Raw genomic sequence first — 16,311 nt, forward strand, 5'->3', positions numbered from 1 at the left:
CGCACCCCGGACGGAGTCGACCTCTATCGAGAATGTATCCTCTCACTTTAGGATAACGACGCTACCATCCCTTGCGACCTCGCCGGCGACAGCGATTGAGAGGAATCGACGATGACCGAGCCCAAGGCGTTCGAAGTGTGGGATGCCGACAACCACATGTACGAGACCATCGACGCCTACACCCGCTACCTTCCTGAGAAGTATTCCGAGGCGCTGAAGTTCGTCGATGTCAAGGGACGCAAGAAGCTGCAGATCCTCGGTGTCATCACCGAAACCATCCCGAACCCGACCTATGAGGTGATCCCCACGCCCGGCGCGTGGGCCGACTACTTCCGCGGCATAAATCCAGAAGGCAAGACGCTGCGGGAGCTGGCCGAGCCCATTCGGTGTCCCGACGAGTTCCGCCGCCCCGATCTGCGACTGGCGTTGATGGACCGTCAGGGTGTCGACGGCGCCGTGATGTTTCCGACCACCGCCGGCATGCTCGAGGAGCGGACGAAATCCGACACCGAGCTGACGCATGCGGTGACGCACGCCTTCAACCGCTGGCTGCTCGAGGACTGGACGTTCAACTACCAGAACCGGATCTTTCCCGTGCCCGCCATTTCGCTGAACGATCCCGCGCTGGGCGTCAAGGAGCTCGAATGGTGCCTGGAGAACGGCGCCAGGACGGTACTGATCCGTCCGGCGCCCGTGCCGCGCGAAGACGGCACTTCGCGTTCGGCGGCGCTGCCGGAATTCGACGACTTCTGGCGGCTGGTCGAGTCTGCGGGGATCTCGGTGCAGATGCACAATTCGGACTCCGGCTACGAGCGCTACGTCGATGACTGGGAGGACCCAGCGGAATTCAACGGATTCGCGCTGAGCAAGCTGCGGGGCTTCATCTACGAGGAGAGCCGCAACATCTTCGACACCCTCGCCGCGTTCATCGCCCACGGGGTGTTCGAGCGTTTTCCCGGCGTGCGCATCGGGGTCGTCGAGAACGGCGGCTCGTGGGCGCAGCGTTTGATGGACATCTTCGACCGTGTGTACCGCAAGCGGCCGTATGACTTCGGCGAGCATCCCTGCGATGTCTTCCGTAGGCACGTCTGGGTCAACCCGTTCCATGAGGAAGACATGTCGCACCTCGTCGACGTCCTCGGCGCCGACCGCGTGATGTTCGGCTCGGACTACCCGCATCCGGAAGGCCTCGCCGAACCAGCGGATTTCGTCAACGAACTCGAGGGGCTGCCCGCCGAGACCACCGCCCGGGTGATGGGCGGCAATTTGAAGGAACTGGTCGGCATCTAGTAAACGCGGCATACCGATACAAGGTGCGCTCGATTCGGACTTCACAAGCAACTGCCACGAGGGGACGCGCCTCTGGGACTTGCTCGACGGTCGGGGCGCGCCACCTGCTGTTGACGGAAGACGGTATGGAGACGAGTCGGCGTCAGCCGCCGACGCCACCCTCGCGCAAGAAGTTGACCGTGTACTGCTGGCTGGTCAGACCCTTCGGATCGAGCCCGATGAGTCCCAGCAACTGTTCCCACTTATCGGGGTCGACGAACCAGTCCCAACGCGTGACCTGGCCCTCCTCGTTGACCCAGATGTAGTCCCACTCGCGCAGTGTCAACACCGTGCCGTCGGGGAGCGTCCCCGCGTAGGTGTCGCAGGACGAGAAGCCCCATTCTCCAGCAACACATTCGAACGGACTGACGAGGCGATAGTCCGGCATGTGCTTCCACCACATTCGCCATTCCGCTGTGAGCATGTCTCCGTCGGGCGCGTACTTGGCCATAGCCGCCGCCACCTCGTCGGAGAACATCTCAGCCGCCGTCTGGGGCGCGCCATCGTTGAAATGAGGACTCATCATCACGTAATCGGGTGCGAAGACGAACCTCTCACCGAAATTCACGTGGCGGCCGCGGTCGATGGGTTTCGCATAACCCTCCCATTTCTGGAAGGCGATCTCTTCGTTCAGGGCAGTGCGATCGCTGCTCATGTCTTCCTCTCCACTAGCCCAGCTCGGCGAACATCTTGAAGTACGGCCACGCGATGGCCGGGGGTATTCCTCCGCACAGCGGATTGATGTTGAACACCTCGCCTGCGGCCAGACGCTCTCGTGCTTCGACTACCGACAGGATCACGTGAGACGTCGATTCGTGCCGCAACTCATCGACAGTCTTGGCGGTGGTGATATTCGCCGAAACGGTGTTGTCGGGATTCCATTCCGAGTACGCCATCGCATCGTGCAACAGGTACCTACCGATCTCATCCCACGCCGCATCGACATCCTCGGCGACAAAACAGTTGGTGGCGGCGTTACGCTCGGGTATCAGCACGAATCCGGGCTCGAAACCATTTTCCCGGCACGCGGTTTCGTAGGCCTCCTGCATACCGGGTACGCCGCCGTTGGCAAGTAGCCCGAGGCCGTTCCGCCCGGCCCGACGAGCGGCAGCGAGGCTGGCCCCACCCCAGCTCATCATGGGGCCATCCGGTGTGCGAGGTCGTGGTGTCACCTTCATCCGGCGACTCTCGTACTCAACCTCCTCACCGGCCAACAAACGGCGTAACATGCCGAGTTTCTGATCAGCGATCTTTCCGCGCTCGGACAACGACAGACCAAAATGCTCGTACTCCTGCGCGCGGTAACCGATTCCGAACACGTAGGTGGCCCGACCGCCGCTGATGTGGTCCAGTACCGACATGTCCTCCGCCAGGCGTGCCACGTCATAGAAGGGGAGCAGAATCACCAGATTCAGCATGAGCTGCTTGGTCCGGGCCGCGATCGCCGAGCCCAGCAGCAAGGGTGACGGTAGATAACCGTCGTCGGCACAGTGATGTTCGCACAACACCGCCGCTACGCAACCTCGAGTTTCCGCCCATTCCGCCATATCGCAAGCTGCGGCGTACAACTCCGTCGGCGGGGCTCCCATCGACGGTGCCCGCATGTCGAAGCGAAGGGTGAACATCTCGGTGGCTAACTTCCCTGGCGGTCGTCGGTACCCATGACTTCAGTGGACATCTGCATGATCAGTCGGACCACCTCGTTGCGTGACATCGACTTGAAGAGCTCAAAGGCCATCCGAACGTCATCGCCGGTGGCGATCGTCGGTCCGTTACCGAGGTTGGCGAACGCCTCGTCGACGACGCTTGCGGCGGTAACCGCGCCCTCGGGGACCTCGTCGACAGACGCCAGGCGACCGCGCTCGAACTCCAACTTTCGCAACGCCGGGGTGTCTGTCATGCCGAGGACCAGTCCAAGCACATCAACACCCTTGTCGTGCAACTCCACCCACAAACCCTCGGTGAACACCATGTCGAAGGCTTTGGTTGCGCCGTAAGCCACCATGTTTCGGCCACCTGCCAGCGCGGCCCCCGACGTGAAGTTCACGATGCCACCTCTGTGCCGCTCGACCATCTGGCCTGCGAAGTGGTGACACAACCGCATCAATACCAAGCAATTGCGTTGCAGTAGGTCTTCCGATGCGGAGACCGGATTGGCAAGGAAAGGCTGGTAATTGGGATCACCACCAGCGCAGTACACGAGCATGCCGATCTCGAGGTCATCGGTCGCCTCGATGATCCGTTGCGAGGCGTCAGGGTCAATCAGGTCGACTGCAAATGTCCGCGTCTCGGCATTGGTGCGCTCGCGAATGCCCGCAGCGACTTCGTCGAGCACATGCTGACGTCGAGCCACGAGCATGACATTCACACCGTCACTCGCGAGGCGCTCGGCGAACAGCGCGCCGACACCGTCGGATGCGCCGACCACCAGCGCCCACGGCCCGTACTTCTGCGCGATGTCGGTCATCGTGCCGGCACCGCGACAAGGCGAACGGAAGTGTAGGAGCGACGTGCGATGCGCCAGCCATCCGCGGTCCGTACCGCCTGATCGTCGTAGTATCCGACTGGATTCGCGCCCGTTCCGTCTTCGAGCAGGATCAGAGCGTCGACGTACGTGCGCAAGGTCGCGCTGTCACCGTTGATGTCGACGGCCTGATTCGTGATCCTGTGCATCGTATGAGCGGCCATGACATGCGCCGCCGCCATGAACTCGGCGACCTCGACACCTCCTGTCCACTGACCGATCTCGCCGTAGTCCACCTGCGCGTCGTCGGTGAAAACCTCAGTCAGCAGCGAGTATCGCCGGCTGTCGATGGCGGTGGCGTAGCGAATCGTCAGCTCGACGAGCTCGTCTCGATCACTCATATGTCGTCCCCGTTGGGGTGCACGATGATGCGCGGCGGTCCGTCCGATCTGCGCGCCTCATCGAGTGCACTGGGCACGTCATCAAGGCCGATGATCCTCCCAACGCTGGGCATCGGGTCGAGGCGGCCATCGACAACCGCGTCGAGGACGCCGTACCAGTCCTCCGGCATCGGCCCGCCGCCGAAACGCAGCGTCAGTCCTTGACGGGTTGCTTCGGTGATGTCGAGTGTGTCCCCCGTATACCAGCCGCCTGCGCAGTAGATGCGGGTGTAGAACTCGGCCTCCTTGACGAGTGAGTTGATCAGGCCCGGAGCCCCCACACATTCGAACACCACCGCCGTTCCGGACATGTGGTGTTGCCGGCGCACGTCGCGGAATACGTCGAAGACAGACCGTTCGGCGGGATCATGCAGGACGTGTGCGCCGAATCCGGAGCGCGCCACTTCGCGGCGGTCCGCCTTGCAGTCGGAGACGATGATTGGCTCGATGCCGCGAGCAGACAGCGCCGCAACCGCCGACAGGCCGATGGCGCCAGCGCCGACGACTATCGGGATCTCCCCGGGTTGAACATCGGCGACACGCACGTAGTACTCGCCGACAGCGAAGGCGTCGACGAGGGCGATGGCGTCACTGGACACGGACCCGTCGACGACCCTCGCGGTCGCCTCTGACACGACGAGAAGTTCGCCGAAGCTGCCCTGCGCCTCGGGATGCTGACCGATGATGCGCAGGCCACCGGATCCCCCGTCCACCAACCGGATTGGCATGGAAGTCACCCGGGACCCGATCGGAAACGCGTCGCCGCATCGGGGACCGTGTCCGATGACCTCGCCCACGAATTCGTGGCCCATGACGACGTCGCGGTCGGCGTCGTACAGCGAGCGACCCGTCGGATCGTCGATCGCGAGTTCTGGAGAGTCCATGAAATGGACATCGGAGGCGCAGATCGCTGTGCTCAGCGTCTTCAACAGCAGGTCGTTCGGGCCGGGGATCGGGTCGGCCGTCTCGCGAACGGTCAATTCGCCGGAACGCAATACGACTGCACGCAATGGACGCACCCTTCGCCGGCTGATAATCTCGAATATTCGAAGATAATTCCTCGTATTACAGAATTACCGTAGGATTCGGCCGAAAAGGAGTCAAGGGTGCAGGGGGCCGGATCAGCTCCGACCGAGCGGGTGCTCGACATCATCGAGATACTCAGCCGCACAGACGCTCGTGGAATGCGGTTCTCCGACGTCGTGCGACGACTCGACCTTTCCCAGGGGACCGCTCACGCCATCCTCACTAGCCTCCAGAATCGCGGGTGGGTAACCCGCGATCCGGTCTCCAAAGAGTTCAGCCTCGGCCCGGCGATGGCCCTCATCGCGTCCCGCCTGGACGCCGAGCGTCCGACCGCCGCGGTCGCCCGCAGTGCCATCCGACGCCTCGCCGACAAGACCGGCATGGCAGCCTCTGTCGTCGAGCGCATCGGGGAAGAACTGGTCATCACGGCATTCGAGAATCCGTCGAATTCGCCGCCGGCGGCGCTTCCGAACGATCGGATCCCTTACACGCCGCCGTTCGGCATTGCCTGTGCTGCCTTCGATTCCGCGGCCGAGCAGGAGGCATGGATTCAACGCGGCGCAGCGGGCGATGCGTCTCTGGCCGACCGCCTACGCGCGGCCTTAACGCATACCCGCGACCGGGGTTACGACGTCGACTGGATGACTCCGGCACTCGCGGAGGCGGTGCACGCCATCGGCACGCTGTCGGATGACTCCGTGCCGGGCAATCTGCGGTCGGTCGTCGACCAGCTCCGAGTCGAGTTCATCGCCACCAAGATGGTGCCCGATGAAAGCCTCCGCGGCGTGCATTCGGTCGCAACGATCTCGGCTCCCGTGCTCGACTCGAACTCCCGAGTGCGACTGATCTTGGGTGTGCACCCGCTACGTCGGATGACCATCCACGAAACACGCACCGCTGCCGAGCCGCTACTGCACGAGATTGCACGCGTCACCGAGGAGCAAAGCGCGCACGCAACTCGTTCTTGAGAACCTTGCCCGTGAGATTGCGTGGTAGTTCGTCGACGACCTCGAGCCGCTCCGGTGACTTGTGTTTACTCAAACCCAAGTCCTGACAGTGCTTCGCGAGATCGGACAGCGTGACGTGGGAGGTTGCCACCACGACCGCGCATACCCGTTCGCCGGTGCGGGGATCGGGCACTCCGATGACCGCGACGTCCTCCACAGCAGGGTGGCTGGCCAAGACGCCCTCGATCTCCAGCGCGGAGATGTTCTCCGCGTTGCGGATGATGGCGTCCTTGATGCGCCCGGTGATCGCGACGTTGCCGTCGCCATCGATCCTGCCTCGGTCACCGCTGCGAAACCAGCCGTCGGCGTCGAAGGCATCGGCGTCCAGCGACGCATCGACGTAGCCGAGGAAGCACTGGGGCCCCTTGAGGCGCAGTTCTCCTTCCTCGCCCACACCCACCTCGCGCTCGTTCTCGTCGACCACGCGTATGGAGACCCCCGGCACGGGCCGTCCGACGGTGTGGTCGAGGACCTCGGGTTTGCCGTCCGGCGGCGGCGAGGTCACCACCGGAAACTCGGTCAAGCCCCACGAATTAGCGATTCCCGCTACCGAAAGCGTCTCGCGCGCTTGGCGTCCCAGCTCGGGTGTGATCGGCGCGCCGCCTCCGACACACCCCCGCAGAGCGGGGTAGAGCGGTTCGGCTCCGTGTTCCCGCTGTGCGGCCATGTAGGCGACGAAGAACGGGGTGGCAGAACCGAGCATCGTCGGCCGGTGCGCGGCCACCGCCTTCGGAGTGGAGACAGGATCGAAGGTGTCGAACAGGACCAGGCGCATACCGGTGAGCAGGCTGGCGGCCAGCATCGCGGCGCCGCCGACGTGCGAGACCGGAAACGCGATCGGGTTGATGTCGTTGTTCGAGGCACCGAACATGTCCACCACCCCGGCGGACCCGGCGATCACCGAGCGGTCGCAATGCCGGATACCCTTCGGCGTCGCGGTCGTGCCCGACGAGTAGTACACCCACCGCGCATCCTCGGCGTCCGTCGGCGGCGCCGGAAGAAGCGCCGGATCACCCGACGGCAGCCGGAATTCCCCGGCGATCGGCGCGCTGTGGTCGACTACCACGACCGTCATCGGCCGTTCCCGTGTCAGCTCGTCGGCGAGTGCGACATGATCGAATCCGCGCCACACGCCGGGAACGATGAAGACCTCGGCACCGAGCTGCGTAGTAACGAAACGGACTTCGCTCTCGCGCCAGATCGGCAACACAGGGTTCTGGACCGCGCCGAGACGGGTCAGGGACACCATCACCACCATCGTCTCCAGGGTGGTCGGCAACTGCCACGTCACCACGGTGCCTTTGGTGACCCCACGTTCGAACAGTGCGGCGGCGGTGCGCTCCGCCGCGTCGTGCAACTGGCCGTTCGTCAGGCTGCGACCGTAGTCGTCGACGAGTACGACGCGGTCGGGATGGTTCTGGGCCGCCGCTTGGATCAAACCCCAATAGGTCTGCGCCATCAGCGAGTCGGCAGCAGGAGGCGTCGTTTGGCCAGGATGTTGCGCATCATCTCAGAGCTGCCACCGGACACGGTGTATGCACGGGACCACAGCCAGCATTCTTTCAGACGCTGTTTGGCAAGCGCCACATCCGGATCGGCGGCGACGGTGCAGACCATCGTCGACAGCTGCGCGCCGTACGCCGAAACCCGGTGGTACGTCTCGGCGAAGCTGAGCTTGGCGATCGAACCGTCGCCCGTCTGCTCGGCGCCGGCCACCAGGCGTTCGACATGGTCGTCGATGAACGCTTTCGCCACCTCGACCTCGACGGCCAACTCCGCGACCTGGTGCCGGATGTCGGCGTGTTGCAGTGCCGGCATGTCGTCGATGCGACCGTGACGGGCCACCGTGACCAGATCGTCGATCAGAAGTTCCAGCAGGATGACATTGCCGCCGATGCCGAACCGTTCGAAGTCCAGGCCCGCCATGATGATCGACCAGCCCTGGCCGGGCTCGCCGATCAGGGTGTCGGGAGGGATCGTCACATCATCGAAGAAGACCTCGTTGACCTCGATCGCCTCGTTGATCGTGCGGATCGGGCGGATCTCGATGCCCGGTGAGGTCAACGGCACGATGAACGCGGACAGTCCGTGATGACGCGACGACGACGGGTCGGTCCGGATCAGGGCCAGGCCCATGTCGGCCCAGTGCCCGTCGGTGATCCACGTCTTCTGTCCGTCGATGACCCATGACCCGTCGGGCCGTTGGGTGCCCCTACAGCGCACGGCGGCGATATCGCTGCCCGCATCGGGCTCGCTGAGCAGCTGGCACCATACATGCTCGCTGCTCCGGATCCGCGGCAGCAGTGTGGATTTCTGCTCATCGGAACCGAAATGCAGCAGCACGTGGGCCGCCAGGTTGACCTGATCGACAGGGCGCGGCGCGCGGGCACGCAGGATCTCCTCGGAGACGATCCGATCGTGCAGTGGGTGGTGATCGGGACGGCCGCCGTATTCGACGGGCCAGTCCGCACCAACGAATCCAGCGTCGAACAGCGAGGCGAACCATGTGCGCAGCAGGGCTTCCTGCTCGGCCGTCTCCGGTGCCCGGTGCCCCTCTCGGGCCTCGAACCGTGGTGCATGCTCAGCGATGTGTGCCCTGACGCGGTCGCGGAACTCGGCGAATTCGGCCTCTGTGGGCCGAGTCTGCGGGGCGCTCACCAGCCGGCCCTATCGGCGAACAAAGCGCGACTGGACCGCGCGGTGCCGAGTAGACACGCGTTGGTGAAAACCCGGCGCAATTCATGGTGCAGCGGGTATTCCCAGGTGAATCCGATGCCACCCGAAAGTTGCATGCACTCGTCGACCGCCGCTGTGGCGTTCGCCGCGATGAAGGAATGCGCCGCGACGGACAGTGTGACCGCATCGCTCGTGGTGGTATCGGCGGACAGCACGCGGGCCGCCTTGGTGAGGACCGCACGGGCCTTGGCCTCGAACACCAACAGCTCCGCCAAACGGTGTTGTACCGCTTGAAAACTCGCGATCGGTGCACCGAAGGCGATTCGGTCCTTGAGATAGGTGACCAGCCGCTCGAAGGTGGCCGACAGTGCGCCGAGCGAATCCGCGCTCAGCAGGACCCTGGCCAGTGCGAGTAGCTCCTCCGCGCGTTCGGATCCGCCGATGGGCACGCTCTGCGCTTTGGATAGGTCGACACGCCACACCGGCCGATTGACGTCCAGCAGCTCTTCGTCGGCCTCCCGCGCCAGGGTGTTGGCCGCCTCGAACAGCTGAATTCCGTTGCCGCCGAATGTGACAATGATGTCCGCCGACTCGGCGCCCGACACTCGCGTGACGTCAGCGGCGAGGGCGCAGGCCGCCGCACCGGTCCCGTCGAGCATGGCGGGCAACCACCGGTCACGTGCCTCGGGCGGCGCCGAGCTCAAGGCCGCAGCAGCGGTGACGCTGCCGAGCCAATGGCTCGAGTTTCCCGCCCGTCCGAGTTCCTCGGCGATGACCGTCGTCTCCACCGGGCGCCACCCGCTGCCGCCGAGATCCTCGTCGACCAGCAGCCCTGTCCAGTCCATCGCCGCGAGGTCTTTGAGGGAGTCGTGGGTTCCGCACCCGGCCAGGAAGTCTCGCGCCGCGCCTCGTACCAGTTGGATGTCGACTGCATCGTCGAGGGCGGCATCTCCCTCAGTGCTCACCGGTGGTCAGCTCCGCAGCAGCAGCTGCTCGGCGTTGTCGCGCATGATGCGTCGCTTCGCCGCGTCGTCGAGCGGGTCGAGGAGTTTGAGGAAGTCCGCCGGTTCGGCCAGCCCCTCGGCGTGCGGGAAATCCGAACCCATCACCAGCACGTCGTCGTAACCCAGGCTAGTGACGATGCCTGGGATGTCGTCCTCGGGGTACGGCACGACGCGAACGTGCTGTCGGAAGATGTTCGACGGCCGCTCGGTCAGCTTGCCTCCGATCCATGGGCCGTTGCGGCCCATACCGCGACTCTTGTCCATGTGCTTGAGAAAGAACGGCACCCACTCGGCGCCGTGCTCGGCGACCAACACGTTGAGTTTCGGGAAGCGGCCGAACAGATTGTCGAAGATCAACGCTGAGAGCGTGTCCTCGATCGGGCGCTGACCGTAGATGTTCATCCACTGCCACGCCGACATGTGCCAGGACGCCGGGTCGGGATTATGCCCCCAGGCAGGCGAGATCGCGTTGAAGTACCAGAACGGCATGATGTGGTACACGAGCACGCAGCCGGCTTCCTGCAGTCGCGCGTAGACCGGGTCGAAATACGGATCGCCCGGCGACCGCCCGTAGGCGGGCCCGGTCGGCAGCATCACGAACTTCGCACCTTCAGCGATGATCGCCTCGGTCTCGGCGATCGCTGAGTCGAGGTCGCGCAGCGACAACAGCGCGGTCGCATAGATGCGGCCCTCGAAGTCGAAGCCCCATTCGTCGTCGATCCAGCGGTTGAACGACCGCAGGTTCGCGTACAGCGCCGCTGTGTCGTCGACGTAGTGTTCGGCGGCCAGTGCCATTCCGCTCGGGTAGATCACCATCCGTTCGACGTTCTGCTTGGCCATCACCGCGAGCCGCGCCGAACGTTCGACGTACTCCGGCTGCATGGGCTGCGGCTCGTAGGACTCCTCGGGGTTGCCCGACCCCATCTGGCGGAGCATCTCCTTCAGCGAACCGGGGCGGTACGCCACGTCCAGACCGAGGCCGCCCTCGCTGTTGAACGTCGCGACGCGGTGACCGGCGAGAATCACCTCAACGCCGTCGGCCCCCCGCACGGTCGTGATGGCACGGTCCTTGAACTCCGCGGGAAGGTACCTGGTGAAAGCATCGCGCGTCTCATAGCAGTGCGTGTCGCAGTCGAAAATGCCGTAATCAATGGTGGTCACCGCGCCGCCCCTTCTTGCGAGAATGATTATTCTCTCTTTCAGGAAAAGATACTATCCTCGATTGAGAATGCCTATCCGGGGTTGTCTCGATCCGATGTCGTCTCCGTTGGACCATTCGCCCCAAGAGAGGTTCACCGCATCAGTGCGGAAGGAAAAGATGACTGCAGCAACGGTATTCGCCGTCGCCGCAGCGGGAGGTATCTATGTCCACCGCTGAGGCGGTCGATCACCGCGACCTGCGCGAAGCAGTCCGCGATTTCCTCACCGCCAGGTCGCCGAGCAGCGCCGTTCGAGCCGCGATGGATTCTCAGCCCGGCTATGACGAGCGGGTCTGGCGCGAATTGACCGCCGACCTCGGCCTGGCCGCGATCGCCGTGCCCGAGGAGTTCGGGGGGGCGGGCGCGGGCCTGCCCGAACTCGCGGTCGTCTTCGAGGAGATGGGCGCGGCCCTGCTGTGCGCCCCGTTCTTCTCCACCGTCGCGCTCGCGATCCCGACGCTTCTCGCCAGCGGTAACGCGGCCGCAACGCGGGAGTATCTACCCGAACTTGTCGACGGATCGAGGACCGCCACCGTCGTTCTGAACGGAACCCTCGACCCGTGGGAGCCGAACGCCGTCACGCTGACGGCACGCACTGACGGCGGTCACAGCCGGATCGACGGAGTCGCCGAACGGGTCCTCGACGGTTACACGGCGAATACCGTTCTCGTTGCGGCAAATACATCCGCAGGCATCTCGCTGTTCGCGGTGGACGGGGACGCCGACGGGCTGGGCCGCGAACCGTTGGCGACGCTCGACCGGACACGCAAGATCGCCAAACTGAGCTTCGACGGCGTCGCCGCGCGGCTCATCGGCACCGACGGCGCCGTCGCGGCCGCCCTCGAGAGCGCATACCGGGTCGCCGTCATCGCCCTCGCCTCAGAACAACTCGGAGCGGCGCAGCGCTGCCTCGATATGGCCGTCGGCTACGCGAAAGAACGCATCCAATTCGGCCGTGCCATCGGCAGCTTCCAGGCCGTCAAACATCGGTGCGCAGACATGCTCGTGCTGGTCGAAGGGGCGCGATCGGCCGTGCGGCACGCCGCCGGACTGCCCGAGGGTGAGGAGCAAGCGGTAGCGGCTTCGGTGGCCAAGATGGCCTGTTCGGAAGCGTTTTTGCAGGTGTCGCTGGACAACATGCGGATCCACGGCGGCATCGGATTCACCTGGGAGCACGACGCACACCTCTACGTCCGTCGCGCGAAGGCCAGCCAACTGATCTTCGGCACCGCCGACTACCACGCACAACGCCTGGCAGACCTCGTCACATCATCAAGCCACTAGCCGGAAGGACAACCGTGACCGTTTCATATTCGCTCGAAATCCCCACTCAGCGGGTGGAGGAGGCATCGGAATTCGTCAATGCCGAAGCGATCGCCGAGATAGCGCGCGCCGCCGAGTCCAGCGGATTCGCCGCTGTACACGTCACCGACCACCCGGCACCCGATGCCAAGTGGCTCGACCACGGCGGCCACCACGCCCTTGATCCGTTCGTCGCGCTTTCGTTCGCCGCAGCGGCCACCACCGACGTGAAACTGCTGACCAATGTCTACATCGCCGCCTACCGCAACCCGTTCCTGGGTGCGAAGTCGATTCAGAGCCTCGCCGTCCTGTCCGGGGGCCGCCTCATCCTCGGCACGGCCGCCGGCTATCTGAAACCGGAGTTCAGAGCGCTCGGAATCGATTTCGACGCCCGAGGTGCGCTGCTGGACGAGGCACTCGACGTCCTAAGCCGCGTGATGACCGGCGATGACGTCGCCTACGAAGGGACATCGTTCGTCGCGCGCGGTGTCCGCCTGCGACCGGTGCCTGCGGCCCCGCCCGTCTGGGTGGGCGGGAACAGCAAGCCCGCCGTGCGTCGCGCGGTGTCTCGCGCCCAGGGTTGGGCGCCGTTCAACACCTTCGGCTACGCGGCGGCGTCACGAACCGCGGAGATCTCCTCCATCGAGGACCTGGAAGCCGCGATCGTGTGGGCGAAGAAATACGCTGCTGAAGTCGGTCGAACCGAGCCGCTGGACATCTGCTTCTCTGCGGGCAACCTGCTCGACGACAGCAAGTCCTCCGACGAACGGCACGCCACCATCGCGAAGCTCGAAGCCATGGGTGTGACATGGTTGACCATCGCCCCGCAGGGTGCCGATCGCGCCGAGGTGATCGATCACGCGCGGGCGTTCGCCAAGGAGTTCATCGCATAAGGCTTCCCGTTGCGAACCCGTCGACACTGATGCGCCTGTGCGCGAACAGCCATCGGGCGTCGCGGGGAACCAGGACGTCTCGGTACCGGCCCCAATGGTCGAGTCCGATGTCTGTGTGCACCGCGAAATAGCTGCTCACTTCGACGCGATCGCGCGCCACCTGCCCGAACCGGATACTCGATAGATGGTGGCGGACGTGAGACACCGCTGGGCGCGCGGTATTCGGCTCCCCGGCGATGGCGGCGCCGAGACCCGCTTCTATCGCCTCTCGGCCCTTCAGCGGCTCGTCACCACCGCTGAACTCGAGGACGCCGTAGGGCTCGAAGCACTGCGCCAGCGCACGGAGATCGAACCGATCCGTGGCCGCGGTGTAGTCGGATAGCGTCTGCCGAACCGACTCTCGAACCTCGAGCTCCCAGGTGTCCATTTCTCCTCCGATGTAAACACAGTTGCCGCTGCACGATAACGTGTGTTCTCATGCCGCAACCACGCCTGCAAGACCTCCTCAATCCCGCCACGACCGCGCTGGTCACCCAGGAGTGCCAGGGCGGAGTGATCGGCCCGCAAGCCGGTCTACCGATGCTCGCAGAAGAGGCACGCCGCGAGGCGATCCCGAACATTGCGAGACTGCTCGATGCAGCCCGCGCGGCCGGGGCGACAGTGGTGCATTGCCTGATTCAGAAGCGCCCCGACAACCGCGGTTCCAACACCAACGCCAGGCTGTTCATGGCGGGTAAGTCTTTCTCCGCAGACCTGACGCCCGGAAGCCCGGGCGCCTCCGTGCTGCCCGAACTGGGTCAGGCACCCAGCGACATCGTCCTCACTCGCCTGCATGGTGTCGGGCCCATGACCGGCACGGACCTCGACTCAGTTCTCCGAAACTTGAACATCAAAACTATTGTGGGCGTCGGCGTCTCGGTCAACATCGCCATCCCGAATTTCGTCATGGATGCGGTCAACCGCAGCTACCAGTTCGTGCTCCCCCGCGATGCGGTGAGTGGATATCCACGCGAGTACGCGGAGTCGGTCATCGACAACACGCTGGCGCTGCTCGCGACGGTGACGACGACGGATGCCGTCGTTCAAGCCTGGAAGGAGATCGGCACCTGAGCCGATATGGATGTCGCGAACGCATGGTGATAACGTCGTTCTCACCAGCCGTAAATGCTCATATCCGCTGCTCTTAGGAGGTCGGCCACATGCCTACCCGGTCCCTGCCGTACCCGGTCTTCGACATCGACAACCACATGTACGAGACCACCGACGCGCTCACCAAGTACCTGCCGAAGGAGCACCGCGGCAAGGTCGGCTACGTCGAGGTAAACGGGCGGCCCAAGTTGGTCGTCAAGGACCACATCAGTCACATGATCCCGAACCCGACGTTCGAGCGGGTGGCCAGGCCAGGCAGTGCCGAGGACTACTTCCTCGGCAACAATCCCGAGGGGCTGAACTTCCGCGAATTCATCGGGGAGCCAATGGATGTCATCCCAGCCTTCCAGGCGCCCGCACCCCGGCTGGAGCTGATGGACGAACTCGGCATCGACCAGTGCGTCATGTACCCCACGCTGGCGAGCCTCATCGAGGAACGCACCACCGACGACGTCGTCCTGACCCATGCGATCATCCACGCCCTCAACGAGTGGATGCACGAACACTGGACGTTTAATTTCCGCGACCGGATCTTCGCCACGCCGGTGATCTGTCTGCCGCTGGTCGACGAGGCCATCAAGGAGTTCCGCTGGTGTCTCGAGCGCGGCATGAAGACGTTCCTCGTGCGGCCTGCCCCGGTGCCGAACCGGTTCGGGGGTTCGCGATCGATGGGCCTGCCGGAGTTCGACCCGTTCTGGCAGGAGGTCGTCGACGCCGGCATTCCCGTGACATTCCACGCCGCAGACAGCGGCTACCAGAAGCACCTCATGGAATGGGAGGGCGGCGACGAGTACCTGTCGTTCAAGCCCAGCGCGCTGCGCGAGGTGGTGATGGGCTTCCGGGCGATGGAAGACACCCTGGCCGCCCTGATCTGCCACGGTGCGCTCTCGCGCTTCCCCGACCTGAAGGTACTCGTGGTAGAGAACGGCAGCGGCTGGGTGCGAAACCTTCTGCGCCTGTTGGACAAGGCCTACCGGACGATGCCCAAGGAGTTCGATGAGCATCCTGTCGAGGTGTTCAAACGCAACGTCTACATCCACCCGTTCCTCGAGGACGACATCAAGGGAATCATCGAGATCATGGGTGAGGACCACGTGATGTTCGGCTCGGACTTTCCCCACCCCGAGGGCATCGGCGACCCGCTGAGTTTCGTCGACCGCCTCGACGGCATCTCCGAGTCCGCCAAGGCAAAGATCATGGGCGGCAACGCCATCGAGCAATTGGGCCTCCAAACGGTCCCGGCATGACGCAGACAACCGCTTCGCCGACGGAGTACGACGGGATCGCCGCCTTCGAAGAGCACGTGGGCGAGCATCTGGGGTACAGCGAATGGCGCCAGGTCACCCAGAAAGAGATCGACCTGTTCGCCGAGGCGACGGGGGACCACCAGTGGATCCACGTGGATCCCGAGAAGGCGGCGAAAGGGCCCTACGGCAAGACGATTGCGCACGGCTATCTCACACTGTCATTGGTGCCCGTCCTCGTCCAACAGATCTACATGGTGACCGGCTTGTCGATGCAGGTGAATTACGGCGTGGACAAACTTCGGTTCCCGGCGCCCGTTCCTGTCGACTCCCGCATCCGCGGAGGCGCCGAGCTGATAAAGGTGGACCGCACCAGCAACGGCGCCAGGGCCACGGTGCGGGTCACCGTCGAGGTCGAGGGCTCCGAACGGCCGGCCTGCGTCGTCGACACCATCGCCGCGATGGTCGACTAGGTCGTCACTGCGCGCACCTGGGCAGCCGCGATTGTGCGGTTTCATACGGCTGGCCCGGCGCGTCGCGTATGAAACCGCACAACCGGCAGAATTTTCATCCCTCAC

17 protein-coding genes are annotated in these 16,311 nt (G+C 64.4%); 7 read left to right on the forward strand and 10 right to left on the reverse strand.

The window, feature by feature from the left end:
* Positions 1-111 precede the first annotated feature (111 nt).
* On the forward strand, positions 112-1,290 hold the full coding sequence (locus AAHH99_RS14900; protein ID WP_418769287.1) for an amidohydrolase family protein: 1,179 nt from the start codon (positions 112-114) through the stop codon (positions 1,288-1,290).
* Positions 1,291-1,432: 142 nt separating this feature from the next.
* Here AAHH99_RS14900 and AAHH99_RS14905 read toward each other — a convergent pair whose 3' ends face one another.
* The 5 genes from AAHH99_RS14905 to AAHH99_RS14925 are packed head-to-tail and all read right to left on the reverse strand — an operon-like array spanning position 1,433 to position 5,243.
* A complete protein-coding gene (locus AAHH99_RS14905) occupies positions 1,433-1,984 on the reverse strand; it encodes a hypothetical protein (protein WP_418769288.1) in 552 nt (183 codons plus the stop codon).
* 13 nt (positions 1,985-1,997) lie between these two features.
* Positions 1,998-2,954 carry an LLM class flavin-dependent oxidoreductase gene (locus AAHH99_RS14910; protein WP_418769289.1) on the reverse strand — a complete coding sequence of 319 codons (957 nt, stop codon included), beginning with the start codon at positions 2,952-2,954 and terminating at the stop codon, positions 1,998-2,000.
* A gap of 8 nt (positions 2,955-2,962) precedes the next feature.
* Positions 2,963-3,796: an SDR family NAD(P)-dependent oxidoreductase gene (locus AAHH99_RS14915; RefSeq protein ID WP_418769290.1), complete on the reverse strand. Its 834-nt coding sequence runs from the start codon at positions 3,794-3,796 to the stop codon at positions 2,963-2,965.
* The gene (locus AAHH99_RS14920; protein ID WP_418769291.1) at positions 3,793-4,194 is read right to left on the reverse strand and encodes a nuclear transport factor 2 family protein; all 402 of its coding nucleotides are present in this window, start codon (positions 4,192-4,194) and stop codon (positions 3,793-3,795) included. The genes AAHH99_RS14915 and AAHH99_RS14920 overlap by 4 nt, the downstream gene beginning before the upstream one ends.
* On the reverse strand, positions 4,191-5,243 hold the full coding sequence (locus AAHH99_RS14925) for a zinc-binding dehydrogenase (RefSeq protein WP_418769292.1): 1,053 nt from the start codon (positions 5,241-5,243) through the stop codon (positions 4,191-4,193). Before AAHH99_RS14925 ends, AAHH99_RS14920 begins: the two co-directional genes overlap by 4 nt.
* A 96-nt stretch (positions 5,244-5,339) precedes the next feature.
* On the opposite strand from AAHH99_RS14925, the gene AAHH99_RS14930 reads away from it, so the two are divergent.
* Positions 5,340-6,227 carry an IclR family transcriptional regulator gene (locus AAHH99_RS14930; RefSeq protein ID WP_418769293.1) on the forward strand — a complete coding sequence of 296 codons (888 nt, stop codon included), beginning with the start codon at positions 5,340-5,342 and terminating at the stop codon, positions 6,225-6,227.
* Here AAHH99_RS14930 and AAHH99_RS14935 read toward each other — a convergent pair.
* From AAHH99_RS14935 to AAHH99_RS14950, 4 genes are read right to left on the reverse strand one after another with little or no spacing between them, the layout of a single operon-like run.
* Positions 6,190-7,725, reverse strand: a complete 1,536-nt coding sequence (locus tag AAHH99_RS14935; RefSeq protein WP_418769294.1) for a class I adenylate-forming enzyme family protein — start codon at positions 7,723-7,725, stop codon at positions 6,190-6,192. The genes AAHH99_RS14930 and AAHH99_RS14935 overlap by 38 nt on opposite strands.
* Positions 7,725-8,924, reverse strand: coding sequence for an acyl-CoA dehydrogenase family protein (locus AAHH99_RS14940; RefSeq protein WP_418769295.1), 1,200 nt, complete (start codon positions 8,922-8,924; stop codon positions 7,725-7,727). The genes AAHH99_RS14935 and AAHH99_RS14940 overlap by 1 nt, the downstream gene beginning before the upstream one ends.
* Entirely contained in the window at positions 8,921-9,907 is a 987-nt protein-coding gene (locus AAHH99_RS14945; RefSeq protein WP_418769296.1) for an acyl-CoA dehydrogenase family protein, read from the reverse strand. Before AAHH99_RS14945 ends, AAHH99_RS14940 begins: the two co-directional genes overlap by 4 nt.
* A 6-nt stretch (positions 9,908-9,913) precedes the next feature.
* Positions 9,914-11,107, reverse strand: a complete 1,194-nt coding sequence (locus AAHH99_RS14950) for an amidohydrolase family protein (RefSeq protein WP_418769297.1) — start codon at positions 11,105-11,107, stop codon at positions 9,914-9,916.
* A 203-nt stretch (positions 11,108-11,310) separates the two neighbouring features.
* Between AAHH99_RS14950 and AAHH99_RS14955 the strand changes: the two genes are divergently transcribed.
* Positions 11,311-12,429, forward strand: coding sequence for an acyl-CoA dehydrogenase family protein (locus AAHH99_RS14955; RefSeq protein WP_418769298.1), 1,119 nt, complete (start codon positions 11,311-11,313; stop codon positions 12,427-12,429).
* 14 nt (positions 12,430-12,443) lie between these two features.
* Entirely contained in the window at positions 12,444-13,340 is an 897-nt protein-coding gene (locus AAHH99_RS14960; protein WP_418769299.1) for a TIGR03619 family F420-dependent LLM class oxidoreductase, read from the forward strand.
* Here AAHH99_RS14960 and AAHH99_RS14965 read toward each other — a convergent pair.
* Positions 13,330-13,767 (reverse strand): nuclear transport factor 2 family protein, encoded by a 438-nt coding sequence (locus tag AAHH99_RS14965; RefSeq protein WP_418769300.1) that lies wholly within the window; start codon positions 13,765-13,767, stop codon positions 13,330-13,332. The genes AAHH99_RS14960 and AAHH99_RS14965 overlap by 11 nt on opposite strands.
* Before the next feature lie 50 nt (positions 13,768-13,817).
* Here AAHH99_RS14965 and AAHH99_RS14970 point away from each other — a divergent pair, with 50 nt between their 5' ends.
* From AAHH99_RS14970 to AAHH99_RS14980, 3 genes are all read left to right on the forward strand, one after another.
* Complete coding sequence (locus AAHH99_RS14970) at positions 13,818-14,450, forward strand: cysteine hydrolase (RefSeq protein ID WP_418769301.1); 633 nt, start codon at positions 13,818-13,820, stop codon at positions 14,448-14,450.
* Between the two features lie 89 nt (positions 14,451-14,539).
* Complete coding sequence (locus AAHH99_RS14975; RefSeq protein WP_418769302.1) at positions 14,540-15,736, forward strand: amidohydrolase family protein; 1,197 nt, start codon at positions 14,540-14,542, stop codon at positions 15,734-15,736.
* On the forward strand, positions 15,733-16,206 hold the full coding sequence (locus AAHH99_RS14980; protein WP_418769303.1) for a MaoC family dehydratase: 474 nt from the start codon (positions 15,733-15,735) through the stop codon (positions 16,204-16,206). The genes AAHH99_RS14975 and AAHH99_RS14980 overlap by 4 nt, the downstream gene beginning before the upstream one ends.
* Positions 16,207-16,311: the final 105 nt, after the last annotated feature.

This window comes from Mycobacterium neumannii, assembly GCF_048452905.1.
Classification (GTDB): domain Bacteria; phylum Actinomycetota; class Actinomycetes; order Mycobacteriales; family Mycobacteriaceae; genus Mycobacterium; species Mycobacterium neumannii_B.